28 protein-coding genes and 2 pseudogenes are annotated in these 22,091 nt (G+C 64.6%); 8 read left to right on the forward strand and 22 right to left on the reverse strand.

Annotation, left to right across the window (positions count from 1 at the left end):
- Positions 1–154: 154 nt before the first annotated feature.
- The 5 genes and pseudogenes from AC1RUK_RS15575 to AC1RUK_RS15595 form a co-directional block, all read right to left on the reverse strand.
- Positions 155–430 carry a terminase large subunit domain-containing protein gene (locus tag AC1RUK_RS15575; protein ID WP_481834913.1) on the reverse strand — a complete coding sequence of 92 codons (276 nt, stop codon included), beginning with the start codon at positions 428–430 and terminating at the stop codon, positions 155–157.
- Positions 431–455: 25 nt separating this feature from the next.
- A complete protein-coding gene (locus AC1RUK_RS15580; protein WP_481834912.1) occupies positions 456–1,631 on the reverse strand; it encodes an ABC transporter substrate-binding protein in 1,176 nt (391 codons plus the stop codon).
- Between the two features lie 614 nt (positions 1,632–2,245).
- A pseudogene (locus AC1RUK_RS15585) lies at positions 2,246–2,932 on the reverse strand (terminase large subunit domain-containing protein); the annotation flags it as partial.
- Complete coding sequence (locus tag AC1RUK_RS15590; protein WP_481834911.1) at positions 2,844–3,278, reverse strand: hypothetical protein; 435 nt, start codon at positions 3,276–3,278, stop codon at positions 2,844–2,846. The pseudogene AC1RUK_RS15585 and the gene AC1RUK_RS15590, both read right to left, overlap by 89 nt.
- Complete coding sequence (locus AC1RUK_RS15595) at positions 3,271–3,741, reverse strand: hypothetical protein (RefSeq protein ID WP_481834910.1); 471 nt, start codon at positions 3,739–3,741, stop codon at positions 3,271–3,273. Before AC1RUK_RS15595 ends, AC1RUK_RS15590 begins: the two co-directional genes overlap by 8 nt.
- 139 nt (positions 3,742–3,880) lie before the next feature.
- Between AC1RUK_RS15595 and AC1RUK_RS15600 the strand changes: the two genes are divergently transcribed.
- Complete coding sequence (locus AC1RUK_RS15600; protein ID WP_481834909.1) at positions 3,881–4,045, forward strand: transposase; 165 nt, start codon at positions 3,881–3,883, stop codon at positions 4,043–4,045.
- Positions 4,046–4,096: 51 nt separating this feature from the next.
- Here the strand turns inward: AC1RUK_RS15600 and AC1RUK_RS15605 are convergent, their stop codons facing one another.
- Positions 4,097–4,306: a hypothetical protein gene (locus tag AC1RUK_RS15605; RefSeq protein WP_481834908.1), complete on the reverse strand. Its 210-nt coding sequence runs from the start codon at positions 4,304–4,306 to the stop codon at positions 4,097–4,099.
- Positions 4,307–4,675: 369 nt separating this feature from the next.
- Between AC1RUK_RS15605 and AC1RUK_RS15610 the strand changes: the two genes are divergently transcribed.
- Positions 4,676–4,945, forward strand: coding sequence for a hypothetical protein (locus tag AC1RUK_RS15610; protein ID WP_481834907.1), 270 nt, complete (start codon positions 4,676–4,678; stop codon positions 4,943–4,945).
- Positions 4,946–5,040: 95 nt separating this feature from the next.
- Positions 5,041–5,346: a hypothetical protein gene (locus AC1RUK_RS15615; RefSeq protein ID WP_481840293.1), complete on the forward strand. Its 306-nt coding sequence runs from the start codon at positions 5,041–5,043 to the stop codon at positions 5,344–5,346.
- Between the two features lie 5 nt (positions 5,347–5,351).
- On the opposite strand, the gene AC1RUK_RS15620 is transcribed toward AC1RUK_RS15615, so the two are convergent.
- Together AC1RUK_RS15620 and AC1RUK_RS15625 are read right to left on the reverse strand one after the other, a co-directional pair.
- On the reverse strand, positions 5,352–5,765 hold the full coding sequence (locus AC1RUK_RS15620; protein ID WP_481834906.1) for a DoxX family protein: 414 nt from the start codon (positions 5,763–5,765) through the stop codon (positions 5,352–5,354).
- A gap of 311 nt (positions 5,766–6,076) precedes the next feature.
- Entirely contained in the window at positions 6,077–6,829 is a 753-nt protein-coding gene (locus AC1RUK_RS15625; RefSeq protein WP_481834905.1) for a tryptophan 2,3-dioxygenase family protein, read from the reverse strand.
- A gap of 156 nt (positions 6,830–6,985) precedes the next feature.
- Between AC1RUK_RS15625 and AC1RUK_RS15630 the strand changes: the two genes are divergently transcribed.
- The gene (locus AC1RUK_RS15630) at positions 6,986–7,456 is read left to right on the forward strand and encodes an Lrp/AsnC family transcriptional regulator (RefSeq protein WP_481834904.1); all 471 of its coding nucleotides are present in this window, start codon (positions 6,986–6,988) and stop codon (positions 7,454–7,456) included.
- A gap of 327 nt (positions 7,457–7,783) precedes the next feature.
- Here the strand turns inward: AC1RUK_RS15630 and AC1RUK_RS15635 are convergent, their stop codons facing one another.
- On the reverse strand, positions 7,784–8,143 hold the full coding sequence (locus AC1RUK_RS15635; RefSeq protein ID WP_436174268.1) for an SPW repeat protein: 360 nt from the start codon (positions 8,141–8,143) through the stop codon (positions 7,784–7,786).
- A 279-nt stretch (positions 8,144–8,422) separates the two neighbouring features.
- Here AC1RUK_RS15635 and AC1RUK_RS15640 point away from each other — a divergent pair, with 279 nt between their 5' ends.
- Entirely contained in the window at positions 8,423–8,611 is a 189-nt protein-coding gene (locus AC1RUK_RS15640; protein WP_481834903.1) for a hypothetical protein, read from the forward strand.
- 115 nt (positions 8,612–8,726) lie between these two features.
- Here the strand turns inward: AC1RUK_RS15640 and AC1RUK_RS15645 are convergent, their stop codons facing one another.
- The gene (locus AC1RUK_RS15645; protein WP_481839488.1) at positions 8,727–9,020 is read right to left on the reverse strand and encodes a type II toxin-antitoxin system HigB family toxin; all 294 of its coding nucleotides are present in this window, start codon (positions 9,018–9,020) and stop codon (positions 8,727–8,729) included.
- Positions 9,021–9,034: 14 nt separating this feature from the next.
- Between AC1RUK_RS15645 and AC1RUK_RS15650 the strand changes: the two genes are divergently transcribed.
- The gene (locus AC1RUK_RS15650; protein ID WP_481834902.1) at positions 9,035–9,460 is read left to right on the forward strand and encodes a helix-turn-helix domain-containing protein; all 426 of its coding nucleotides are present in this window, start codon (positions 9,035–9,037) and stop codon (positions 9,458–9,460) included.
- A 73-nt stretch (positions 9,461–9,533) separates the two neighbouring features.
- Here the strand turns inward: AC1RUK_RS15650 and AC1RUK_RS15655 are convergent, their stop codons facing one another.
- The 9 genes and pseudogenes from AC1RUK_RS15655 to AC1RUK_RS15695 all read right to left on the reverse strand — a co-directional run bounded on the left by AC1RUK_RS15655 (position 9,534) and on the right by AC1RUK_RS15695 (position 17,452).
- Positions 9,534–10,037 carry a DUF6691 family protein gene (locus AC1RUK_RS15655; protein WP_481834901.1) on the reverse strand — a complete coding sequence of 168 codons (504 nt, stop codon included), beginning with the start codon at positions 10,035–10,037 and terminating at the stop codon, positions 9,534–9,536.
- Positions 10,034–10,441, reverse strand: coding sequence for a YeeE/YedE family protein (locus AC1RUK_RS15660; RefSeq protein ID WP_481834900.1), 408 nt, complete (start codon positions 10,439–10,441; stop codon positions 10,034–10,036). The genes AC1RUK_RS15655 and AC1RUK_RS15660 overlap by 4 nt, the downstream gene beginning before the upstream one ends.
- Positions 10,438–10,770 (reverse strand): sulfite-sensing transcriptional repressor BigR, encoded by a 333-nt coding sequence (gene bigR, locus AC1RUK_RS15665; protein ID WP_481834899.1) that lies wholly within the window; start codon positions 10,768–10,770, stop codon positions 10,438–10,440. Before bigR ends, AC1RUK_RS15660 begins: the two co-directional genes overlap by 4 nt.
- A gap of 2 nt (positions 10,771–10,772) precedes the next feature.
- A pseudogene (locus AC1RUK_RS15670) lies at positions 10,773–11,642 on the reverse strand (MBL fold metallo-hydrolase); the annotation flags it as partial.
- 184 nt (positions 11,643–11,826) lie between these two features.
- On the reverse strand, positions 11,827–13,923 hold the full coding sequence (locus AC1RUK_RS15675; protein WP_481834898.1) for an EAL domain-containing protein: 2,097 nt from the start codon (positions 13,921–13,923) through the stop codon (positions 11,827–11,829).
- 68 nt (positions 13,924–13,991) lie between these two features.
- Entirely contained in the window at positions 13,992–14,156 is a 165-nt protein-coding gene (locus AC1RUK_RS15680) for a hypothetical protein (protein WP_481834897.1), read from the reverse strand.
- Positions 14,157–14,160: 4 nt separating this feature from the next.
- The gene (locus AC1RUK_RS15685) at positions 14,161–14,841 is read right to left on the reverse strand and encodes a dihydrodipicolinate synthase family protein (protein WP_481834896.1); all 681 of its coding nucleotides are present in this window, start codon (positions 14,839–14,841) and stop codon (positions 14,161–14,163) included.
- Complete coding sequence (locus AC1RUK_RS15690; protein ID WP_481834895.1) at positions 14,838–15,761, reverse strand: amidohydrolase family protein; 924 nt, start codon at positions 15,759–15,761, stop codon at positions 14,838–14,840. The genes AC1RUK_RS15685 and AC1RUK_RS15690 overlap by 4 nt, the downstream gene beginning before the upstream one ends.
- Positions 15,758–17,452 (reverse strand): IlvD/Edd family dehydratase, encoded by a 1,695-nt coding sequence (locus AC1RUK_RS15695; protein ID WP_481834894.1) that lies wholly within the window; start codon positions 17,450–17,452, stop codon positions 15,758–15,760. Before AC1RUK_RS15695 ends, AC1RUK_RS15690 begins: the two co-directional genes overlap by 4 nt.
- 283 nt (positions 17,453–17,735) lie before the next feature.
- On the opposite strand from AC1RUK_RS15695, the gene AC1RUK_RS15700 reads away from it, so the two are divergent.
- Positions 17,736–18,413: a GntR family transcriptional regulator gene (locus tag AC1RUK_RS15700; RefSeq protein WP_436174252.1), complete on the forward strand. Its 678-nt coding sequence runs from the start codon at positions 17,736–17,738 to the stop codon at positions 18,411–18,413.
- A gap of 109 nt (positions 18,414–18,522) precedes the next feature.
- Here the strand turns inward: AC1RUK_RS15700 and AC1RUK_RS15705 are convergent, their stop codons facing one another.
- Together AC1RUK_RS15705 and AC1RUK_RS15710 are read right to left on the reverse strand one after the other, a co-directional pair.
- Positions 18,523–19,677 carry a M20 aminoacylase family protein gene (locus AC1RUK_RS15705; protein WP_481834893.1) on the reverse strand — a complete coding sequence of 385 codons (1,155 nt, stop codon included), beginning with the start codon at positions 19,675–19,677 and terminating at the stop codon, positions 18,523–18,525.
- Between the two features lie 10 nt (positions 19,678–19,687).
- A complete protein-coding gene (locus AC1RUK_RS15710; RefSeq protein ID WP_481834892.1) occupies positions 19,688–20,884 on the reverse strand; it encodes a diaminopropionate ammonia-lyase in 1,197 nt (398 codons plus the stop codon).
- 101 nt (positions 20,885–20,985) lie between these two features.
- Between AC1RUK_RS15710 and AC1RUK_RS15715 the strand changes: the two genes are divergently transcribed.
- The gene (locus AC1RUK_RS15715) at positions 20,986–21,456 is read left to right on the forward strand and encodes an Lrp/AsnC family transcriptional regulator (RefSeq protein WP_481834891.1); all 471 of its coding nucleotides are present in this window, start codon (positions 20,986–20,988) and stop codon (positions 21,454–21,456) included.
- A gap of 262 nt (positions 21,457–21,718) precedes the next feature.
- On the opposite strand, the gene AC1RUK_RS15720 is transcribed toward AC1RUK_RS15715, so the two are convergent.
- Positions 21,719–22,045 (reverse strand): DUF1330 domain-containing protein, encoded by a 327-nt coding sequence (locus AC1RUK_RS15720; protein ID WP_481834890.1) that lies wholly within the window; start codon positions 22,043–22,045, stop codon positions 21,719–21,721.
- Positions 22,046–22,091: the final 46 nt, after the last annotated feature.

The following is a 22,091-nucleotide window of genomic DNA, read 5'->3' on the forward strand; positions in this document are numbered from 1 at the left end:
CAACGGCAATATGATCAGTTCAGCGCTTCAGTTTTTCCCGAGTCAATCATCATTCGACACCGCTCATTTCCGAGCACCGCCTGGCTGCACAAAGGCGTGGCGCCATGCTTGCGAGTCGTAGCCGTTGCGTGAAGCGGGCCCAAGTCCCGAAAGGTCAACCCCTCGCCAGCATCTCCACCTCGCCCGCCGACAAAAACAGCAGCACCACATCCGACATGCCCAACAGCGGCGTAAACGTCACGATCGTAATGCCGCCTGTCGCGTTGGTGCGCGTCAGGCCTTCGGAGTAGACATCGAGCGGCGGCTCCTCGTCGAACCAGACGCCGTCAAGCGTTTCGCCCTGCCACTTCTCGCGGCCCTTTTCGTAGCTCTTGAACGACAGCACGCTCTCGTCGGCCTGGACATCGCCGCCGCCGCCCCAGCGCACCACGATGCTGTCAAGCGCGGCCAGCGCTTCACTTAGCCATACTACTGTTGAAAGACATCGGGCCAAGGTACTCCTCGGAAGGCAAGCACTTTACCTTGACACCAACGATATCGTCCCACCCGTTGGTTATGATGTCTCTCGCCTTCTCCTGGTCCTTGAGTGTCGGAAATACCGGGTCGACATCGTACTGTTTGTGGTCGAGCTGTTGGGGGCGCTCCTGCAATTCGGCAGGGACCTTGCCACTGCGCACGAGGTTCGCGAACCGGATCGGCAAATGGCCTTTCAACCAGGCGAGCTGTGCCTCGTCTGAACAAAGATACTCCATCCATAGCCGAGCAGCGTTTGGATGCGGCGCATTGGCGCTGATCGCCCGGGCATAGGCGCCCGCAACGACGCCGGTCTTTGGCCTGATGACTTCGATCCTCGTTGTCCCTCCAAGGCGGTCGCGGTCGCCGAGCGCGAGGTAATCCCAGCGAACGAGGATCGGCGTGCGGCCGTCAGCAAGCGAGTTGGCATCACCGATGATGGGAACGAAATTGCCCTTTTCATTGAGATTGGCGAAGAACTTCAGACCCTGATCAGCGGCTTCTTCGACGTTGCCCTTTGCCGCCGACAAGCCCGCGGCGTACACGCTCTGGATCGCCTGATTTGAAGAAATATTGCCGGCGAGGCCGACCGAGTTCCTATACTCCGGCGCAGCAAGATCCGCCCAATCCCGCGGCATTTTGGCTACCAGGTCAGCGTTGATCTCGAACGCAAGGACTCCGTAACAGCCGCCATACCAATACCCTTGCGCATCCTTGGCCGCTTCCGGAATTGTGTCCCACGTTGACACCTTGTACGGCTGCAACAAGCCATCCTTCCTTGCCGATGAAGCGAAGGACATGCCAACGTCGACTACGTCAGGGGTTTGAGCTTCGGCCTTGCCTCTGATCGCCTCAATCTGATCGGCTGAGCTGGCACTGGGCCGGAGTTCGTTGATTGCCAGACCGTATCTCGCCTTGAACCTGTCTATCACGACGCCGTATTCGCACCAGTCGTGAGGCAGCCCCATGACGGTAAGCTGCCCTTCTGCTTTGGCGGCCGCAACCAGGTCTTCCATTGGGCTGGCGGACGCCGCAACGGCGCAGACCGACACGGCACCCGTTGATAGGGCCGCGGCTCCAGCCAGACCTGCGGCCTTGAGCGCATCGCGGCGACTCATCGGTCGCTGACCAGCGGCAGGTTCAACCCTCACTGTGTGTTGGTCTGTTGATCCATGTTTCATGGTTCGTTTCCTCCGTTGGCCAGCGTTCGTGATCGCGGTCCTGAAGGTGGGAGCGAACAAAGCTGGTTCGCGACGTCCTCACTATGGCATGTTGGGGGCGTGGGCGATATGCGGATTGGTTTTGGCAAGCCCCTTCTCCCCGTTCACGGGAGATAGGCGGCGACAATCGCGGCGCGTTCGCCGGGTGTGTAGTGCTCGGCATCGTCGATGGTCATGAAGGTGACGTGACGGGTCATGGGCACCTTCTCCGAGTTTGATTCAGGATGCGGCAGTAGGGCCTTGTTCGGGCGGGATTTTTCATGTCCAGAGTCGGCGCCGCCCCTCACCTGCCTGCCGGCATCCTCTCCCCGTATAGTGACGGGGAGAGGGGACGCTCCCATCGGCGGTTTCGCCAATCACCAGCGTCGCAAACAGGGCGCGCCAAGATTGCGGCAAGCCCCCTTCTCCCCGTCACTATACGGGGAGAAGGTGCCGGCAGGCGGATGAGGGGCAGCGCAAACTTACGAGGATCAAACGTTACTGCCCGCCCGCATCTCCACTTCACCCGCCGACAGAAACAACAGCACCACATCCGACATGCCGAGCAGCGGTGTGAAGGTTACGATGGTGATGCCGCCTGTCGCGTTGGTGCGCGTCAGGCCTTCGGAATAGACATCGAGCGGCGGCTCCTCGTCGAACCAGACGCCGTCAAGCGTTTCGCCCTGCCATTTTTCGCGGCCCTTTTCGTAGCTCTTGAACGACAGCACGCTCTCGTCGGCCTGGACATCGCCGCCGCCGCCCCAGCGCACCACGACGCTGTCTAGCGCGCCCGGCGCGCCGCGTCCCATGGTGGTGTGGACGATGGCATCGGCCGGGATCATGCCGGTGCCCCAGGCCGCCTGTTGCTGCGGCGGGCCGACCAGCACGCGCTGCGGGTTGTCGCGCGTGCCTTCGCCGGTGACGCCAGCCGCCCACAGCCGCACCGCCCTGTCGAAAATCTTGCCCTGCCACCAGTCGGGGTAGCGGCCGGTGAGGTGCATCGCCCATTCCGCGCCGCCGGCCCGGGTCTTGCCGAGCTGGTTGCCGGCCATGAACAGGCGCTCGCGGTTGGCCGCGCCCGCGGCGTGGAACTCGGCCTGCCGGGGATAGGGCCGGTAGGCGGCCAGCTGGTTAGCGCGGCGCCTGCGGTCCAGCTCCTTCAGCAGCGCCAGATAGTCCTTGCGCGCCGCGCTCAGCGCTGCCCGGCTTTTCGAGGCCAAGTCTTTCGAGGCCCGGTCTGTCGAGGCCCGGTCTGTCGAGGAAAGGCTTGATGACGGCTTCGAGGCCGCGGATTCGGCTCCGGATCTCGTCATCGCTCAGTGCGTCCAGTTCATTGATGTTGACATGCAAATCCTTGGGCAGCACCGACAGCACGATCTTCAGATACTGGTCGGGCTTGTCAGCCCGCACCGCGGCGATGACGCCGGCGCCATGGGTCTTGAAATCGGCGCGCACGGCAGCCACGAAATCGTCGCCAAGTGTCTTCTTCGGCCGCTTCGGGCGGGGCGCATCGGGGCTGACCGGCGCCCTGGCGTTGCGGCGCCGACGCGGCATGGCATCAGCCATGCGTCGCCCCGTCGAGCCCCGCCCTGCCCGCCTGCCGCTTCACTGTGTTCGCCTGCCTTGCACGCGCCGCCTTGGCCTTGCCGGGCTTCCGGCGCCCCTTGGCTTTTGCGGCTTTGCGCGCGGGCCTGGCCGTCTCGGGTTTTGCCATCTCGGGTTTTGCGGGGGCCGATGTCGCCGCCGGTGCGGCCTCGGGCTGAACGGCATCGGCTCTTGCCAGGCCGGCCTTGGCCTTCTGGATCGCGGCGACGCCGATTGCCCTGTCGCCCGCGCCTTGCGAGCCCAGGGGAAAACCAAAGCCGCCGATAGCATCGACCGGACCGCCGCGAACCATGCCGATCAGCACGCCCGGGGCAATTTGCTCGAAGCGGCCGACGCGCGCCTGCGGCGCGGCTTCGAATTCGCCGATGGCACTGACGACGTCCTGGCCGTCATCGTCGGTGATGATGGTTGCGTAGCGTGGCATGGGGGTGTCTCTTGATGCTTGCAGATGAGAGGCGAGCCGTTGACTGCGAGGCCGCGTTCCTTCGCGCCCGGTATTATGGCGCAAGCGCCGACCTAGCGAATCCACATCATGTCGGGGAGCTGACGGCGCTTGCACCAATATGGCGGAGGAACATTTCAGCCGCATACGCCGCGCCGAATTTGGCCACCACCACCATATCGCTGGCGTCTATCTCCTCCGCTACGCTCAGGAAGCAGCATGGCGCGAAGACAACCGCCGCAACACCAACGGCGATCAGGTCCAACTCATCGCCGGGAAGCCTTGAGCGAAAGTCCTCAGTCGATTTTAACGGCTACAGGCAGCGTCGCAAGGTGGCTTAGTCGTCATCCTCGACACGAGCTATGACCCCTTTAAGCGTCGCGATCCTCCTAAGATTGTCAGCTATGATTTCCTCACTGAGGTTCACACACTTGTCGTTATCGATGGCGCGAATCTCGTCAGGATGTTCCTGCACGGATTGAATATCTTCGTGCAACCGGCCAATCTCGTCCTTGTGCCTTGCGATCAGGTCATCGCGCGTACTCATTGGACAATCTCCGCTATGTTGCTATAGCGCAGTACCTAGTTCCATTTTTGCGGTTGCCAAGGTCCAGGGGCGCGGACGGCCCTCATGCACGGTCACGTCACCGGCCAAGATGCACTTTCGTTCGAAGGGAAGCCGAAAACAAAAACCCGCCTCGGCGACGGGTCGTTGGCGCAAATCAGCACCATGGACAAGATACTAGCATAGCTGCCGTCACCTGGCAAGGTATTTTTTCCTATCTTCCTCCGTTGCGCTCGTTTCGCCGCGTCGCCGCAGCCCGCCGGCCCGGGTATTCACAACAAGCTTTTCCAGCCGTCTGGCCATTAGCCGGCGCCTATGGAATCATTCCGCCGGGGACTCGGGGAGAGCGGCATGGACAAACCTGCCATGGCATCCGTCTTCAGGATGCGGCATCTGCCAGCAACCATTTCGGGCATCCGCAGCCTTGGCAGGGGCCAGGCGGATCCGATCTTCCATTCAAGGCCGCTCGGCGAGGCGATCCGCTTCGTCGTCCAGGCCGACGGCCAGTACGACCTCAGCGCCGTCGCCATCTCCTACGGCGACCGCTCGACGCCGCCGCTTGGCGGCCGTGAGATCAAGACGCTATGGGCCGAATATGGCCAACGCTGGATGGAGGCGTAGGCGCGATACGCATTGTCCGCAGGCAGTCGATCCGCGCCGCCATCGGATCGTATCAGGCCTTCGCGCGTTGAACCCTGACCAATGGAGACAGAGCCATGAACGTCGCCAATCTGCAACTTGAGGGCCTGCTGATGGCCGTCGCGTCGATCAACCAGGTGCTGGTCCGCAAGGGGCTGCTTTCGGTCGAGGAGATCGACATCGCCTTGCGCAAGGCGGAAGCCTGCGAAACCGGCGAGGAACGCTCCGGGGGCATGTCGGCATCGAGCCGCGATGCCGTCAATTTTCCGATCCGGCTGCTGGAACTCGCCAACCAGTGCCAGCCGGAAGCCGACATGCCGTCCTTCTCAAAACTGGCGCGCATAGTCGGCCAGATGAAGGAACCTTACAACGACCAGATGTGAGGCCCTCACACCCTGCCGAGCTTCGACGCCAGCACGCTGCCCGCCCCATGCACCGCGGCAAACAGCAGGCCGGCGATGAAGGTGAAATGGTTGACGAAGGAGCCGAACTCGGCCTGGTTGCCGGCCCAGTGCGACGGCCCGTGGAAGGCAAAGGCCAGGAACAGCACATAGGCCGCGGCAATGAGAGCGGCCGGCGTGAAGAAGGCGCCGGTGAGGAAGGCGATGACCAGAAGCGTTTCGAGGATCGCCGCGCACCAGGCAAGGAACAGCGGGAACGGGAAGCCGACGCTGGCGATGTAGCCGGCGGTCGCGCCCATATCCATGAATTTGAAGGCCACCGCCATCAGGAAGGCGCCGGCGAAAATCAGCCGGCCAATGAGGATGGCAGCGGTCTGCCACGGCGCTTGAACGGTTTCCATGATGTCCTCCGGGTTTGCTGCGGTTCGCGTCCCAAGGACGGGCGAAGGGCGACGGTGCCGACATCACGGGTGAAATAGTTTTGATGGGGAGAGTGGCAAGGTTGGGCGCCTCCTTCTCCCCTTGTGGGAGAAGGTGGATCGGCGCGCAGCGCCGAGACGGATGAGGGGTGGCGGAAGGAACGGGGCGTAGAAAACATCGAAGGATTTGAGGCGCTTACGCCGCAGACGTAGCGATCCTTCCAACACCCCTCATCCGACCGAGCTTCGCTCGGCCACCTTCTCCCACAAGGGGAGAAGGGAAGACGCTGCATCTACCCCGCCTTCGCCTCCGGGTGGCTGATCGAGTCCCTCACCCTGCCGTACTCCGCCCCCCAGCGGTCGGTCATGTCGCAGCGTATGTCCCAGAGCTCGGGGAAGAAGCGGTGGCGGGCGCCGCCTTCCAGCATTTCCACCGGCCGGCCTTTCAGCGATTTCGAGCCGAGCCCGATCGAACGGTGTATGAGGTAGAGGTGGTTGGCGCGGAATTTCTGGAACAGTTCGTCGAACTCGATCAGCGCCTCGGCCACGACGTAAGAGTCGCCATGGTCGTACCGGGCATCGTAGACGTCCTCGACCGTCAGGCCGCGGCCGTCGAGGTATGAAGCCTTGAAGGCTCGCCACAGGTCCGGCGGCAGGCGCAAAAGAAGCTTGAAGCCCGGCGATTCCTGGCCGCTGCCATTGCCGAGCTGCAGGCGGATCTGCTGGTACTCCTTGGGCGACATGGTCTCGAGCAGGTCGAGCTGCGCCGTCATCATGCGCATGAGACGGTGCACCCTGCCCATCAGCGTGACGATGCGGTGGGTGTCCTGTTTCTCCAGATAGTCGAGGACATCGATCAGCGTGTAGGCGATCAGCTTCATCCACAGCTCCTCGACCTGGTGCACGATCTGGAACTGCAATTCGTCGGCGTTGACCATCTCGGCCAGCGGCTTCTGGCATTGCAGAAGCTTGTCGCATTTGAGGTAGACGCCATAGTCGCGCATCTCCGGCGCTTCGATACGGGCGTGATAATCGGGCTTGTGCATGGTGTTCTCCCCTGCCCGGCCTGTGGCTCGGGGCATCCATTCGGTTCAGGTCGCCATGATAGACGCTTTCGGCTCGAACATTGTTCCTTTCTGTTATCCGAATAAGAGGAAATGGAGTACGATGATCGTCTGTTTTGAAAATCAGGAGAACGATCTGTGCTGGATGCTCTCGACCGAAGGATCGTCGCGGCGCTGGAGCGCGATGCGCGAATCTCCTTTGCCGTGCTCGCCGACGAGGTGGGCTTAAGCAAGACGCCATGCTGGAAGCGGGTCAAGGCGCTGGAGGACGCCGGCATCATCCGCGGCTACACCACGCAGATCGACCCGGCGCGCATCGGCTTCGGCATCGAGGCCTTCATCCAGGTGTCGATTGACTTCGAGGTGTCGGACGCCTTCGAGGCGGCAGTGAAAAGACATCCGCTGATCCGCCGCTGCCACGCCACGACAGGCGAGGCCGACTATCTGCTGCAGATCGTCACCGTCGACATGATGGCGCTGGACAGGATGCTGCGCGAAGAGCTCAGCCGCCTGCCCGGCGTGCGCCGAACGATCACCTCGATGGCGATGCGCGAGATCAAGGGCGATATCTCGTTCGCCGATGCGGTGGGGCATGCGCTGAGGGGGTAGTGGCCGGCGGCGCCGACTGCATGGGACTAAGCGCTCAGTTCAGCGGAGATCTGCCATCGGCCGGCTGCGGTTCCCGCGGTGTCGGCACCTGCTTCTCGATGTCTGCCTTGCGCTTCGGGCAGTCCTCGTAATCGTGGTCTCGCCCGCCGCAGTAGGAGCAGCATTTTGCCGGGGTGTCGGAACGCAGCATCGAGGCCATTCCCAAGAATGCACGAGAAGCTTTCCGGTTGCAGCAATTCGTGAAGCCGCACCGGTCGCCCCTGTGCCCCGATAGTCCAATGAGCCCGCCGCTCCCGCGCCGGGCCCCGCCTAGCCTGCCGTCACCGCTCACGCATGCGCGTGCGGGTGGCGGAAGTCCCAGACCGCCCAGGCCGACGCGGCAACCACCAGCACGCCGAGGACGACATGCGTCGCCATCGTGTTGGTGCTGGCCATGAAGCCAAGCAGCCAGGGCGAAACGATCAGCCAAAGCCCGATAACGAGGTTCGCCCACTCTTCCCATTCGGCGAACGCCGAAAGCGTCGCGAGGGCCAGGGCGCCGAGCACGAAGCCGGCAACCCAGGCATTCCACGCAGGCGTGGTTTCAGCGGCAAAGCCGATGATCCAGGGTGAGATGAACAGGCAGATCGCAAGGACCAGATTGATCCAATCCTGGCCCTTTCTTCCTTCCATCAGTTTCATTGCCATGACAACCTCCATGAATGAAGCTTGACAAAAGCACTACGTTTCGCGTGCACCGCACGCTTAGTCATTGATATAATTACGCTTCAATGGGCCTTCAAGGATGGGCTGCCGGTGCCGGTGTCCGGCGGAGGTCCGGGCGGCGCGGGAACCGCCTGGCGCTGACCACCGGCAAGGCCCGCCGGATGGCGCTGCCCGCCATCGGGCATCACAATCTCCGCCTTTTGCATTGGTAAACAATGATACTATATTAGCTGACTAAAATGATTCAGCGTTGGCGATGCGATGCCCAAGAAGAAATCCAGGCCGGCAGCTTCCGGCATATCGGCGGTCTCCCAGGCGGAAGCCTATGAGGAGGCGAGCTATTTTGCGCGCAAATGCGGGCTGACCAGGGACGAAGCGCTGAAGATGATGCGCGAGGCCCAGGGCTCGCTAAGCATGGCGAAGGTGGCCGGCGGCCGGCGCAAGAAGTAGTTTCCGCGCGAGTGTTGCTCGCGCTGGAAGGGTCGCAGAAGCCCACAGCGTCCGCCAAAGCCGCAACCGTTTCCCGCCTTGGGAATTCACCCATTGTTCCCGTATTGGGAATTTGCTATATGCAGGCGTGCAGATCGTGGGTGCCGACGAATTTGATCAGCACCCGCTTGTAGGTATAGCTGACATGCACGATGACCCGATATTTGTTGCCGGCGATGTCGAAGATCGCGCGGTTGTCGCTCACGAAATCCACATTCGCCCCGAATTGGGCCTTGATGTCAGCGGGGGTCTTCCACTCGGCCTTGTCGACCACCTGATACCAGGCAGTCAGCGCCCCCTTCGACTGGGGATGTCTGGTCCAGAAGGCGACAAGGGTCTTTCTGCTGACGCCGAGTACGACAGGATCGATGCGGAGACAGTGTGATGGAAAACATTCGCCCTCTTAAAACCGAAGACGACTATGATTGGGCCATCGCAGAGATCACCAGATACTTCGAGAACGAGCCCAAGGTCGGTTCTCCCGATGGCGATCGCTTCGATGTGCTGGCCGATCTCATCGAGGCCTATGAGGCCAGGCACTACCCGATCGAGACACTCGACCCGGTTGCGGCCATTCGCGCCCACATGGAAATGGCGGGGCTCAAGCAACTGGCCCTTGCCGAGATCATCGGATCGGCTTCCCGGGCCTCGGAAATCCTGAACAGGAAGCGCTTGCTGACGATGGACATGGCGCACCGGATTCACAAGAACTGGCGCATCCCCGCGGAGGTGCTGATCCAGCCATACCACCTTGCAGGTGAGGGAGAGGCGAAAAAGGCCCGCGCGGCAGCAAGATCGCCGACTGCCTGACAATTGCGCTTGAACACCTCGCAGCCAATGACTCCTCGAAAGGGGCGCTCGTAACGCTGCGCGCGCGAGATCCTCAACGGAGTTTCGGGGAGCCCGCCTGATCGCGGACGGCGCACACTGCGCTTGCCATGCCTGCGGGCGATGGCTTCTCCCGGGTGGCGACGAGGCGGTCATGCACAGTCATGCCGACGACCATGGCGGTGACGAACAGGAAGACCGGCGCGAGGCCGAGCGTCAGGCTGGCCAGTGCGGGGCCGGGGCAGAAACCGGCGATGCCCCAGCCGATGCCGAACAGCGCCGAGCCGAGGACCAGCCGCCGGTCGATGCCGGTATCCGGCGGCAGATGGAATGCCCGGTCGAAGACCGGCCGCCTCATGCGCCTGGACAGCAACGTGCCCAGCATCGCCACCGCGACGGCCCCGGCGAGCACGAAGGCGAGGCTCGGGTCCCAGTCGCCCGCGACATCGAGGAAGCCCCTTACGCGGGCGGGATCGAGCATGCCGGAGAGCGACAGGCCGAAACCGAAGACCCCGCCGGAAACCAGGGCGGCAAGAAAACGCAATGTCTGGAGATTCACAGTCCGGCGATCCTCATCAGGGTAACGGTCGCGACGCCGGCCGACAGGAAGGTCAGCACGGCAACGAAGGAGCGCGGCGACAGGCGGGCGAGACCGGCAACGCCATGGCCGCTGGTGCAGCCGGAGCCCATGCGCGAGCCGAACCCGACCAGCAGGCCGGCGGCGGCGATCATCGGCAGCGAGGCGGTGATGGTCACCGACGGCCAGTGGCCGAAGCCGGCCAGGAACAGCAGCGGGCCGACAAGCAGGCCGATGACGAAGGCCGCGTTTGTCGCGGCGCGCGCCAGCAGCAGCCGGCCGACAATGCCGCTGATGCCGGCGACGCGGCCGTTGAGGAGCAGCAGCAGGCCGGCCGAAAGGCCGATCAGCATGCCGCCGAGAAGCGCAGCCCAGTAATGCGTCATGGCGTGACCGCCTCGGCGCAGAAGATCGTGTAAAGAGCCTCGACGAGGCGCGCGGCCCTGGCTTCCGTCAGGCGATAGAAGATCTGCTTGGCCTCGCGCCGCGTCTCGACGATGCCTGCGTCGCGCAGCACGGTGAGCTGCTGCGACAGCGACGGCTGGTGGATGCCGAGCTCCTCCTCGAGCTGGCCGACGGAGTATTCGCCTTCGACCAGCGTGCAGACGATCATCAGCCGGGCGGGATGGGACAGGGTCCGCAGCAGGCCGGCGACCTCTCCTGCCCTGTCTTCCATGTCGGCGCGAGTCATCGCGGCTTTGGCTGGCATCGTCATGATCAGCCCCAGGCCGTGCCGGCAAGCGCATCGAGCGGAAATTTCAGATAGCGCCGGCCATTGTCTTCCGGTTCCGGCAGGCACCCGCCGCGCAAGTTCACCTGCAGGGCGTGCAGGATGAGCTTGGGCATCGGCAGCGTGCGGTCGCGGGCCTGGCGAAGCGCGACGAAGGCCGCCTCGTCGATCCCGGCGATATGCGGGTTCGAGTGCTTCTGCTCGGCCACCGTGCTTTCCCAGCGCGGCTCGCGGCCGCCCGGCTGGTAGTCATGGCCGGTGAACAGGCGCGTCCCATCCGGCAGCGAAAGAATCCGCTGGACCGATGCCCACAGAACCTTCGCGCTGCCACCGGGAAAATCGGCCCGCGCCGTGCCGCTGTCCGGCATGAACAGCGTATCGTGCACGAAGGCCGCGTCACCGATCACATAGGTTATGGAGGCCAGCGTGTGGCCCGGGGAGAACAGCACATGCGCGCCGATCGAGCCGACCTTGAAGCGATCGCCGTCGGCAAACAGCCGGTCCCATTGCGAGCCGTCCGCCGGCAGCGTGGGCCAGTTGTAGATGCCTTTCCAGAGACGCTGGACATCGACGACGCGGGCGCCAATCGCGGTCGGCGCGCCCGTCCTGGCCTTCAGGTAGGAGGCCGCCGAGAAATGATCGGCGTGGGGATGGGTGTCGAGGATCCATTCGACCGTCAGGCCATTGTCCGTGACATAGGTAAGGATCGCATCGGCATTGCCGGTGTCCGTGGCGCCGGATTTCTCATCGAAGTCGAGAACCGGATCGACGATGGCGCAGCGCCTGGTCGCCGGGTCGGACACGACATACTGGATGCTCGAACTGCGCGGATCGAACAGGCCCCAGACAGTAGGTCGCGCAGGCGGCGCCCCATTGACCGAGTGCATATTGGTGATCCTGACTGGCTGCATCGCCGCGCTTCCTCTTTTCAATATACAATTGCATATAATGTATAATGACGAGGAGTCAACAGGCGCCGCCAACTACCCCGCGTTGCGGTGTCAGCGCTATGGAACGTTCGAAAAAGCAGACAAAAAGCGCTTACGCTTGCCGCCTCTTCGGCAAAACCACCGGAGCCGTCGCTCGCGAAACAATCGCTTCCAGCGGCTCCGGCCGGTGCAGCAAGAAGCCCTGGCCGTAGGCGACGCCCATGCTTTCGAGGATTTCGAGCGCGGCTTGCTGTTCGATCTTCTCGGCCACCACGGAGCAGCCGAGGCTTCTGGCAATGCCTGATATCGCCGAGACGATCTCGCGGTCAAAACTGTTCTGGGCGATGTTCTCGATGAAGGAGCCGTCGATCTTGATGGCGTCGACTGGAAAGCGCCGCAGATATTCGAACGAGCTCATGCCGGCGCCGAAATCGTCGAGGCTGACGCGGCAGCGGCGCTCGCGTGCCTTGCGCACGAACTGTTCGGCGGCGTCGAAATTGGTGACGGCGGCGGTCTCGGTGATCTCGAAGCCGATGCCCGAATGCGGCGCGCCGGTCTGCTCGATGGCGGTGTCGACGAAGTCCCACAGCTGCGGGTCGCTCAGCGTCTGCGCCGACAGGTTAAAGCCGAGCGAAATCGCGCCCGAGCGCATTGCCGGACCGTGCAGCGAAAGCGCCGTCCTGATGATCCAGCGGTCGAGCCGGGAAGCGAGGCCGAAGCGCTCGGCCACCGGGATGAATTCGCCCGGCGGGATCATCCGACCATTGCGCCCGATCAGCCGTGCCAGCACCTCGACATGGCGGCTCTCCTGCCAGGGTTTGCCGAGCAGATGGATCTGCTGGCCGAACAGCTTCAGCCTGCCGTCCTCCATGGCGTCGACCAGGTCGGCGGCGAGCCGTGCTGCGTTGAGGCCGCCGGAGCCCGACGCCGTCTCCGGCGAAAACACCGCGAAGCGGTTGCGCCCGGCGGCCTTGGCCGCGTAGCAGGCGTCGTCGGCGCAGGCCAGCGCGTCGGCCACGCGGGTGTTGTGGTCGGCGACAAAGGCAATGCCGACGCTGGCCGCCAGCTTGCGCGAAGTCATCGTGCCGAGATCGGCGTCGCGGACGGCGGCGAGAATGGCGGCGGCCAGCCGCTCCGCCTGCTTCGTTGCGCAATTCGGCACCAGCAGCGCGAACTCGTCGCCGCCCAGGCGCGCGGCATGCGCGGATGGCGGCAGGCTGCCGACGATGCCGGCGGCAACGCTTTTCAACGCGAGGTCGCCGGCGGCATGGCCGGCGTAATCGTTGAGCGCCTTGAAGTAGTCGAGATCGACATAGAACACCGCCAGCGGCAGCCGGCGCGCCGTGCCGATATGGTCGGCCAGCAGCCTGTCGAAGGCGGCGCGATTCAAGAGCCCGGTCAGCGCATCGTGGTTGGCGGCATAGGCCAGTTCCTGCGCGCGCTTCTTCTCCTCGGTGATGTCGCGCACGGTGCCGAGGATCTGGCCCGCTGAGCCGGTGGCGATGAAGCGCACCAGGGATTCCACATGGCGGATTTCGCCGTCGCGCTTGACGATGCGGTATTGCGAAGCAATGACGGTATCCGAGCCGACAGGCACCTGATGGGCGTGCTCGGTGGCAACCTTGTCGTCCGGATGCAGGTAGGTGTGCCAGAGATCGGCCGTCACCTCGTCGGTATCGGCGACAAGACCAAAAATCTCGCGGGTGCGGGCATCCCAATAGCTCTTGTGGGTGCCGATATCATGGTGCCAGATGCCGGTGCCGCTGGCGGCGAGCGCCAACCGGAAGCGGACATTGACCTGCTCGAGCGCGGCTTCCGCCTCTTTCTGCCTGGTGATGTCGGTCTGCACCCCCATCAGCCTGACGGGCCGGTCGTCCGCATCGTGCTCGACAATGCCGCCGCGATCCAGCACCCAGACCCAGTGGCCATCCTTGTGCTTGAGGCGCAATTCGGTCTCGATAGAGGGGGTCAGGCCGGCAATGTGGCGGTCGCCGCTGGCCTTCGCCCGCTCGCGATCGTCGGGATGCGTCAACTGCAGCCAGAGGTCGGCCGCGTCGGCAAGCTCGCCCTCGTCATAGCCGAGCATCTTCGACCAGATCGGCGAATAATAGCAGGCGCCACTCTTGAGATCCCAGTCCCAGACGCCGAGATGGGCGCGCTCGAGCGCCAGCGCCCAGAACTCCTCATTGCGTGTCTTGTCGTCTGCCATGCCCGGTTTTTGTCCACCCTGTCGCGGACAATGTGCACAAAAGCAGAGAAGAATCCGTTACTACGAGGTCAGCTCGGGCGCCGCCAGCGATAGGCTTCGTCGACGAGGCGCAGCGTGCCGAGATTGTCGGCGGGGCTGTTTTCGAGGATGCGGCCCGCCGCCAGACCGTCGATAAAGCACGCGATCGTGTCGCGATAGGATGCGGCGTAGTTCGCCGCCAGATCGATCGTCACCGCTTCAGACCGTTCGCCGTCGTGCGTCAGCCGGTCGCGCTCGAGCAGGATGCGGCCGCGCTCGCAGAAGATCTCCAGCCGGTCGAACACCTCGCCGGGATAGCCGCGGGTGGAGATTGCCTTGCAGGATCACTGATGTTCCATCGCTGGCGACCATCGACAGCAGCGCGTGGTCGTCACCGATCACCGCATCGCTCAGCCGGCCGACGGCGGCGGAGCGCAGGCTGAGCTCGCCGAACAGGAAGCGCAGCGTGTCGATGTGGTGTATCAGGATCTCCTTGACCAGCATCTGGTCGAGCGAAACAAGCATCGGCTGGCGCTTCAGTGCCGGAAGCTGACCCTCGATGCCCTTGTAATAGAAGGGCGGCAGAAGCAGTGCTCCCGCGAAACCCAGCTCCCGCGCCGCCCTGGTCAGCGCCACCGCGTCGGCCAGCGCCGAAGCGCCGGTGCCGACCATCATGCGCCGCAGCGGAATACCGGATTGCGCCACCGCCCGCATGGCGGCGATGCGCTGCTCGACCGAGAACGACGTCGCCTCGCCGGTGGTGCCGAGCAAATTGATGCCGTCGCAGCCGCCCTCGCCGAGCAGCCAGCGGCAGTGGCCGATCAGGCGGTCGGTGCCGATCGAAAGATCGGCGTTGAGCGGCGTGGGCGTGGCGGCGATGACGCCTTTCAGGGTCTTCATGCTGTGGGTCCAGCAGCTTTGGTTGAATCGGGCTCGCCATCGGCAAAGAACAGCCGGTGCGGGTTATCGACGAGCACCTGCCGGCGCAATTCCTCCGAAGGCAGCCAATCCCAGACGAGGTCGAGAATGGCGTCGTCGTCGGGCACCGCCTCGAAGCATTCGGTGTGCGGCCAGTCGAGCGCCCAGATCAGCGAGGCGGGTGCGCGTTCGACGAGGCGTTCGACGAAAGGCTTGAGCGCAGCGTAGCGATCCGGGGCGACGCGATAGGGCGCCGACATCTTGACCATGCATTGGCCGGCGGCCGCCAGTTCGACCAGTTCGGCGAGGGCGCGGCCATCGGGGCCGCGCGCCAGGTCGGGGAAACCGAAATGGTCGATGATGACCGGCACGTCCGCAGCGGCGACGACGTGGCCCAGATCGGAAAAGTCCTCGATATCGACCTGCAGCTGGATGTGCCAGCCAAACGGCTTGATGCGCTCGGCGACGCCTGGAAAATCCTTCATCGTCAGGCCGGCCGGGTTGCGCGGGTTGATGCGCAGGCCGCGCACGCCGAGCCGATGCGCCCAGGCGAACAGGGTCTGCGGCGCCCTGGGCGAAATCACCGCCACGCCGCGCAGCCTGTCGGGCATCGTCTCCAGCGCTTCGAACAGCACGCTGTTGTCGAAGCCGTAGACGCTCGGATGCACCAGCACAGCGCGCTCGATGCCATAGGCATCCATGACCCGGCGGTAGTCGATGATGGTGACCAGCGACGGCGTGTAGCCGCGGCCAGGGTCGAGCGGGAAGCGCGCGACCGGCCCGAAGACATGGGCGTGCGTGTCGCAGGTTCCTGGCGGCAGGCGGTTGGCATTGCGCCGCACCGCCGCATTGGGCGGCAGGCAGAGCCGTGGTTCTGTGCTGATCGGCTGTGCTGCGTTCATTCGCCGGCCTCCTCGCGGTGCGCCGGCCCGGCGACGAGGAAATCGAAGTCGCAGCCCTGGTCGGCCTGCAGCACATGGTCGTGGTAGAGCTGGGCATAGCCGCGTTCGGGTCGCTCGACGGTGGGCCGTGCCGCGGCGGCGCGCCTGACCAGTTCCGCGTCGTCGACGAGAACGTCGATCCGCCGCCCGGCGACGTCCAGCTTGATCCGGTCGCCGTTGCGCACCAGGGCGAGCGGACCACCGGCAGCGGCTTCCGGCGATACATGCAGGATGACGGTGCCGAAGGCGGTGCCGCTCATGCGCGCGTCCGACAGGCGGACCATGTCCTTGACGCCTTCGGCGGCGAGCTTCTTCGGGATCGGAATGTAGCCGGCCTCCGGCATGCCGGGCGCGCCCTTCGGCCCCGCATTGCGCAGCACCAGCACATCGTCGGCCGCGACGTCGAGATCGGGATCGTCGATGCGCTCGGCAAGATCGGCGACCGATTCGAAGACCACGGCGCGGCCGGTGTGCTGCATCAGCGCCGGCGACGCCGCCGAATGCTTGATGACGGCGCCGCGCGGGCAGAGATTGCCCGACAGCACGGCCATGGCGCCTTGCGCTTTCAACGGCCGGCCGAGCGGCCGGATGACATGCTGGTCGTGCATGTGCTCGCGCTTCATCACCCTGTCGGCCAGCGTGCCGCCGCCAATGACGGGAACGTTGAGATCGAGGAAGCCGGTGAGTTCGGCGAGCAGCTGCGGCACGCCGCCCGCCTCGTGGAAATGCTCCATGTAGTGCTCGCCGGACGGCTTCAGGTCGACCAGCACCGGCACCTCGCGGCCGATCCGGTCGAACTCGGCGAGATCGATCGCGTGCCCTGCCCGGCCGGCGATCGCGGCAAGGTGGATGATGCCGTTGGTCGAGCCGCCGATCGCCTGCAAGACGACCATGGCGTTGCGCAGCGCTGCCGGGGCGACGAGTTCGCTGGGAAACGGCCTGCCGCTGACGGCAAGCGCGGCGGCGACCCGGCCCGACGCTTCGGCCGAACGAACCCGTTCGGCCAGCGGCGCCGGAATGGAAGCGGCAAAGGGCACGGTGAGGCCAATCGTCTCGGCGATGATGGCCATGGTGCTGGCGGTGCCCATCACCATGCAGGTGCCGACGGACGGGGCCAGCCGGCCGTTGACCAGCTCGATCTCGGCAGCGTCGATCTCGCCGGCGCGATGCCCCGACCAGAGCCGGCGGCAGTCGGTGCAGGCGCCGAGCGTCTCGCCCTTGTGGTGGCCGACCACCATCGGCCCGACCGGAACCACGACCGTCGGCAGGTCGGCGCTGATCGCGCCCATGATCTGCGCCGGCAACGTCTTGTCACAGCCGCCGACGACGACGACCGCATCCATCGGCTGCGCCCGGATCATCTCCTCGGTGTCCATCGCCATCAGATTGCGCAGCACCATGCTGGTCGGGTGGGCGAAGGATTCGTGGATCGAGATGGTCGGGAACACCATCGGCAGCGCGCCTGAAAGCATGACGCCGCGCTTGACCGCCTCGATCAGCTGCGGCGCGTTGCCGTGGCAGGGATTGTAGTCGCTGGTCGTGTTGACGACGCCAACGATCGGCCGGTCCAGCGCATCGTCGGAGTAGCCGGCGGCCTTGATGAAGGCCTTGCGCAAAAACAGCGAAAAGGTCGCGTCGCCGTAGCTGGTCACTCCCTTTCTGAGGCCGCGATAGACCAATCGACACCTGTGGACTCAATTTGCGCTGACATCGGGACCGCGTCGCCGGAGCGAGGGCCACCGCTGACGTCGCACCATAGGCGCGCGGTTAAGATTGTCAATAATCCTCGCTTCCGATTTCTACAAGATGCGCAAAATCAGGCAATCTCTTTGCTTACGCACGCCATATTATCGATTATATTGGGCGTTTGCTCCAGTTGCGGGAAGGCTCGGTCTGCGGCTAGATTGGCCCACAAGACGGCGCGAGGACGACACAATGCTCAACATGGCAGACTATGGCGGCAAGGAAGCTGACGTCGTTAAGGCGCTGGAGGAAGACATCATCTTCGGAAAGCTGGCGCCGGGCACGCGGCTGGTCGAGGACGTCCTGCTCGCCCGCTTCCCGGTCTCGCGCCACACCATCCGCCAGGCGCTCTACCAGCTGGAAAAGCTCGGCGTCGTCACCCGCGAGCGCAACAAAGGCGCGATGGTGCGGCGGCTTTCACCGGACGAGGTGCGGCAGATCTACGAAGTGCGCGAACTCTTGCAGCGGCAGGCGGCGCTGATGATCCCGCTGCCGGCGAGCGACGCATTGATCGCCGAGCTGATGGAAATCCATCGCGTCTATAGCGCCCATGTCGACGCCCATTATCTGCGCGGCATCCATGAGGCCAATGACCGCTTCCACCTGACCATGTTCTCGGCCTGCGGCAACGACTATCTGGTGTCGTCGATCGACCACTACATGCGGCTCAGCCTGCCGGTGCGGGCGAATTCGCTTGCCGACCGCGACAAGCTCGAAGTCTCGCGCCAGCACCACTGGTTCATGATCGAGGCGATGAAGCGCAAGGACAATTGGGTGCTGGCGCAGCTCTGTGTCGACCATCTGCAGCCAAGCAAGATCTTCTACCTGCAGGAGATCGAGAAGGTCGGCGACGGGGTCGAGACTAGGTAAGACGCTTCACTGGTATTTCCTACCTTGTAGCCACGGCAAGAAACGAGGCGACCGGATTTGAAATTCGGGCCTGCTTTCCTTTGCCAATCCTTCGCTCGCTGGGAGGAGATCACCCCGGCAGTCGCCGCCGCACAACCGCCGCATGAAAACGGGCGCCGTGCAGCAGGCCCTCGTCGTTGAAGTCGTAGGCCGGATTGTGCAGCGGGGCGGAATTGCCGTTGCCGAGGAAGACGAAGCATCCCGGCACGTGCTCGAGGAAACGGGCGAAATCTTCCGAGCCGGTCATCGGCTCCGCCGCCACCCCGACAGCGTCGTTTTCCATCACGCTCCTGGCCGCCACGAAGGCCTCGTCGACCAGTGCGGCATCGTTGACCAGCGGCACGAATTCGCGCGTGTAGGTCACCTCGGCCGAGACATTGTGCGCCAGCGCCGTGCCTTCGGCGATCCTGCGCATCTGCTTTTCGATCGCCGCGCTGACCTCCGGCCGAAAACTCCTGGCGTCGCCGAGGATGCGGGCGAGGCCCGGCAGTGCGTTGCGGGTGCCGTCGGTGATCAGCTCGGTGACAGAGACGACGCCGATGTCGGCCGGGCTCAGCCGGCGCGAGACGATGGTCTGCAGGGCGGTGACCAAAGCGCAGGCGGCGACCAGCGTCTCGCTGCCCGAATGCGGCCGCGCCGCATGGCCGCCGACGCCTTTCAGCACGATCTCGAAATTGTCCTCGGCCGACATGATCGGCCCGGCGCGGGTCTCGAAATGGCCGACCGGGAGGCCCGGCATGTTGTGCAGGCCAAAAATCTCCTCGAAGGGGAAGCGCTCGAGCAGGCCGTCGTTCAGCATGGCGAGCGCGCCCCTGCCCCATTCCTCGGCCGGCTGGAAGATGAAGCGGACCGTGCCGTCGAAGCCGCCTTCGCCGGCCAGCAGCTTGGCAGCACCGAGCAGCATCGAGGTGTGCCCGTCATGACCGCAGGCGTGCATGGTGCCAGGCGCCTGCGAGCGGTAGGTCATCGTGCCCTGTTCGGCGATGCGCAAGGCATCCATGTCGGCACGCAGCGCGATCGCGCGGTTGCCGCTGCCTTTGGTCAGCGTGCCGACGACGCCGGTGCCGCCGATGCCCTCGGCAACCTCGAGGCCGAATTCGCGCAGCTTTTGCGCGACGAAGGCGGAGGTGCGCTTCTCCTCGAAGCCGAATTCGGGATGGGCGTGCAATTCATGCCGCCATGCGGTCATGTCACGGTGAAGGCTTTCCTGATCGAGCTCGGCCATCGTCGTCTCCCTATGCAGTTTGCAGCAGGACATCCTTTGGCGCCATGCCGACCAGCTCGGCATAGCGGCCGGGATCGGTGGCGCCCTCGGTGTTGACGACGAGCACGCGGGAGCCCGCATCGAGGCCGAGGGCTGCTCGCGTATCCGGCGATGCCGCGGCACGGATCAGCCCCGCCAGCCCGGCGCCGCCGCTTTCGCCGGAGACGATGGCCGGATCGTCGCCCGCCGGCCGCGCCAGCCGGTTCATCACCGCTACTGCGTCTTCCTCCTCGACCGTCATGAAGGCATCGCCGACCCTGGACAGCACGCGCCAGGCCACCGGCGAGGCCTCGTAGCATTCGAGCATCGCCATCACCGTCGGCTCCTCATGCGGGATTTTCACCGGACGCCCGGCTGCGGCGGTGGCGTAGATGCAGGAAGCCCGCGCGGGCTCGACCACCGTCACCGTCGGCCTGTCCTCGCCGAGCACGATGGCGAGATGGCCTGCTATGGCCGCAGCGAAACCGCCGACGCCGGCCTGCAGGAAGACATGGGTGGGTGGCTTGGGCAGGTGTCGCAGCGCCTCGCGCACGATCACCGTGTAGCCTTGCATGACCAGGCCGGGGATGCGCTCATAGCCCGGCCAGGACGTGTCGGAGACAACCGTCCAGCCACGCTCGGCGGCGACGCGGGCGGCTTCCCGCACCGAATGGTCATAGCCGCCGTCGACCCGCACCATCTCGGCGCCAAAGCGGGCGATCGCCGCCACGCGCTCGTCACTGACGCCGGAATGGACGAAGACCACCGAGCGGGCGCCGACCAGGCCGGCGCCCTGCGCCACCGAGCGGCCGTGATTGCCGTCCGTGGCGCAGACGAAGGTCATGCCGGCGGCAATGGCGCGCACCCCGGCTTCATCCATTTCCGTGACATCGACGCTCCGGCCGAGCCGTTTTGCAGCCTCCTCCAGCACCAGCCGGATGACGGCATAGGAGCCGCCCAGCGCCTTGAAACTGCCGAGCCCGAGCCGCAAACCTTCATCCTTGACGTGCAGCGAGCCGATGTCGAGCTCGCTCGCCAGCGCCGGCAGGGCATGCAGCGGCGTTTCGGCATGGTTCTCGCGCAAGCCGAGGAAGCGCTCGGCCTCGGTGGCCCCGGCCACGCCAAGCGATACCGCATCGGCCGGGACCAGCGGATGGCGGTGTTCGGGGTGACAGTTGAGCAGCACCATGGTTCTTTTCCCTTGAATGGCTGAAATCTATTGCAAGGCGGATGAGAATTGCGCTCTGTTTCGACCATCTGATTGCAAGTTTGTTTCGTCTGGATGTCGCGATGCCCGTTTCGCAAAACCTCGACGCCTTCGACCGCGCCATCCTCGCCATCCTGCAAAAGGACAACACGACGCCGCAGCGTGTTATCGGTGAAGCGGTCAACCTGTCGGCGCCGGCCGTGCAGCGGCGCATCAGGCGCATGGAGGAGACCGGCACCATCCGCGCCAATGTCGCGCTGGTCGATCCGGCCAAGCTCGGCCACCCGATCACGCTGTTCGTCGAGGTGGAGGTGGAAAGCGAGCGGGCCGAATTGATCGACGCCGCCAAGCGCAGCTTCATCGCCGTGCCCGAGGTGCAGCAATGCTACTATGTCACGGGAGATGCCGACTTCATCCTCGTCGTCACGGTCGCCACGATGGCCGACTACGAGGCGCTGACCAGGCGGCTGTTCTTCGAGAACAACAACGTCAAACGCTTCCGCACCTTCGTCGCCATGGACCGGGTGAAAGTCGGGCTGGAAGTGCCGGTGTGAGGTGACGGAGCGTCGGAGCTGCCAATCTCCCCCCGTGTGGGGGAGATGGCCGGCAGGCCAGAGGGGGGCGCGAAGGATCGCCAGCTTTCCTGATTTAGCCCGCCAGCCGATACCTGCCGGATGGCGCGGCTGCGACTTGCCGATAGGCCGGCGGGACAGCGCCCCCCTCTGTCCTGCCGGACATCTCCCCCACAAGGGGGGAGATCGGATGTCGCCTCGGTTTTCGCCAATCCCCGAGTGATCCCAATGCGATGGATGCCGATCATCCCTTCGGCAGATACGAAATCGTGCCGGCCAGGTCGGTGTTGTCGATCAGCTGGAAACGGCTGTCGCTGCCGCCCTGACGGGCCGAGACGAAAGGCGCGTAGGCCGGATCGTTGGCGAAGGCGCGCGCCGCCGCTTCCGACGGGAACGCCATCAGCGCAATCAGCGTAGTGTCGAGCGGCTTGCCCTCAAGCGTCTTCACATTGCCGCTGCGCGCCAGATATCTGCCGCCATGCTTGTGGACGAGGTCGTGGACCGAAGCGGCATAGTCCGGTATCCACTTCGGGTCCTTCACCTTGATGTCTGCGATAACGTAAGCGGTCATGGACAGTCTCCTGGTTGCGGCGCACAGGGGTATCCCGTGCATCGGC

It is taken from the genome of Mesorhizobium monacense (genome assembly GCF_056781675.1).

Excerpts from the sequence above, each read along its gene's own strand:
- AC1RUK_RS15640 (WP_481834903.1), top strand. The coding sequence starts at position 8,423 with ATGCCCAAGAAGAAATCCAGGCCGGCAGCTTCCGGCATATCGGCGGTC.
- AC1RUK_RS15705 (WP_481834893.1), bottom strand. The coding sequence starts at position 19,677 with ATGGCCGAGCTCGATCAGGAAAGCCTTCACCGTGACATGACCGCATGG.
- AC1RUK_RS15715 (WP_481834891.1), top strand. The coding sequence starts at position 20,986 with ATGCCCGTTTCGCAAAACCTCGACGCCTTCGACCGCGCCATCCTCGCC.
- AC1RUK_RS15710 (WP_481834892.1), bottom strand. The coding sequence starts at position 20,884 with ATGGTGCTGCTCAACTGTCACCCCGAACACCGCCATCCGCTGGTCCCG.
- AC1RUK_RS15690 (WP_481834895.1), bottom strand. The coding sequence starts at position 15,761 with ATGAACGCAGCACAGCCGATCAGCACAGAACCACGGCTCTGCCTGCCG.
- AC1RUK_RS15650 (WP_481834902.1), top strand. The coding sequence starts at position 9,035 with ATGGAAAACATTCGCCCTCTTAAAACCGAAGACGACTATGATTGGGCC.
- AC1RUK_RS15590 (WP_481834911.1), bottom strand. The coding sequence starts at position 3,278 with ATGGCTGATGCCATGCCGCGTCGGCGCCGCAACGCCAGGGCGCCGGTC.
- AC1RUK_RS15595 (WP_481834910.1), bottom strand. The coding sequence starts at position 3,741 with ATGCCACGCTACGCAACCATCATCACCGACGATGACGGCCAGGACGTC.
- AC1RUK_RS15700 (WP_436174252.1), top strand. The coding sequence starts at position 17,736 with ATGCTCAACATGGCAGACTATGGCGGCAAGGAAGCTGACGTCGTTAAG.
- AC1RUK_RS15660 (WP_481834900.1), bottom strand. The coding sequence starts at position 10,441 with ATGACGCATTACTGGGCTGCGCTTCTCGGCGGCATGCTGATCGGCCTT.
- AC1RUK_RS15625 (WP_481834905.1), bottom strand. The coding sequence starts at position 6,829 with ATGCACAAGCCCGATTATCACGCCCGTATCGAAGCGCCGGAGATGCGC.
- bigR (WP_481834899.1), bottom strand. The coding sequence starts at position 10,770 with ATGACGATGCCAGCCAAAGCCGCGATGACTCGCGCCGACATGGAAGAC.
- AC1RUK_RS15620 (WP_481834906.1), bottom strand. The coding sequence starts at position 5,765 with ATGGAAACCGTTCAAGCGCCGTGGCAGACCGCTGCCATCCTCATTGGC.
- AC1RUK_RS15635 (WP_436174268.1), bottom strand. The coding sequence starts at position 8,143 with ATGGCAATGAAACTGATGGAAGGAAGAAAGGGCCAGGATTGGATCAAT.
- AC1RUK_RS15720 (WP_481834890.1), bottom strand. The coding sequence starts at position 22,045 with ATGACCGCTTACGTTATCGCAGACATCAAGGTGAAGGACCCGAAGTGG.
- AC1RUK_RS15605 (WP_481834908.1), bottom strand. The coding sequence starts at position 4,306 with ATGAGTACGCGCGATGACCTGATCGCAAGGCACAAGGACGAGATTGGC.
- AC1RUK_RS15610 (WP_481834907.1), top strand. The coding sequence starts at position 4,676 with ATGGACAAACCTGCCATGGCATCCGTCTTCAGGATGCGGCATCTGCCA.
- AC1RUK_RS15685 (WP_481834896.1), bottom strand. The coding sequence starts at position 14,841 with ATGAAGACCCTGAAAGGCGTCATCGCCGCCACGCCCACGCCGCTCAAC.
- AC1RUK_RS15675 (WP_481834898.1), bottom strand. The coding sequence starts at position 13,923 with ATGGCAGACGACAAGACACGCAATGAGGAGTTCTGGGCGCTGGCGCTC.
- AC1RUK_RS15580 (WP_481834912.1), bottom strand. The coding sequence starts at position 1,631 with ATGAGTCGCCGCGATGCGCTCAAGGCCGCAGGTCTGGCTGGAGCCGCG.
- AC1RUK_RS15615 (WP_481840293.1), top strand. The coding sequence starts at position 5,041 with ATGAACGTCGCCAATCTGCAACTTGAGGGCCTGCTGATGGCCGTCGCG.
- AC1RUK_RS15600 (WP_481834909.1), top strand. The coding sequence starts at position 3,881 with ATGGCGGAGGAACATTTCAGCCGCATACGCCGCGCCGAATTTGGCCAC.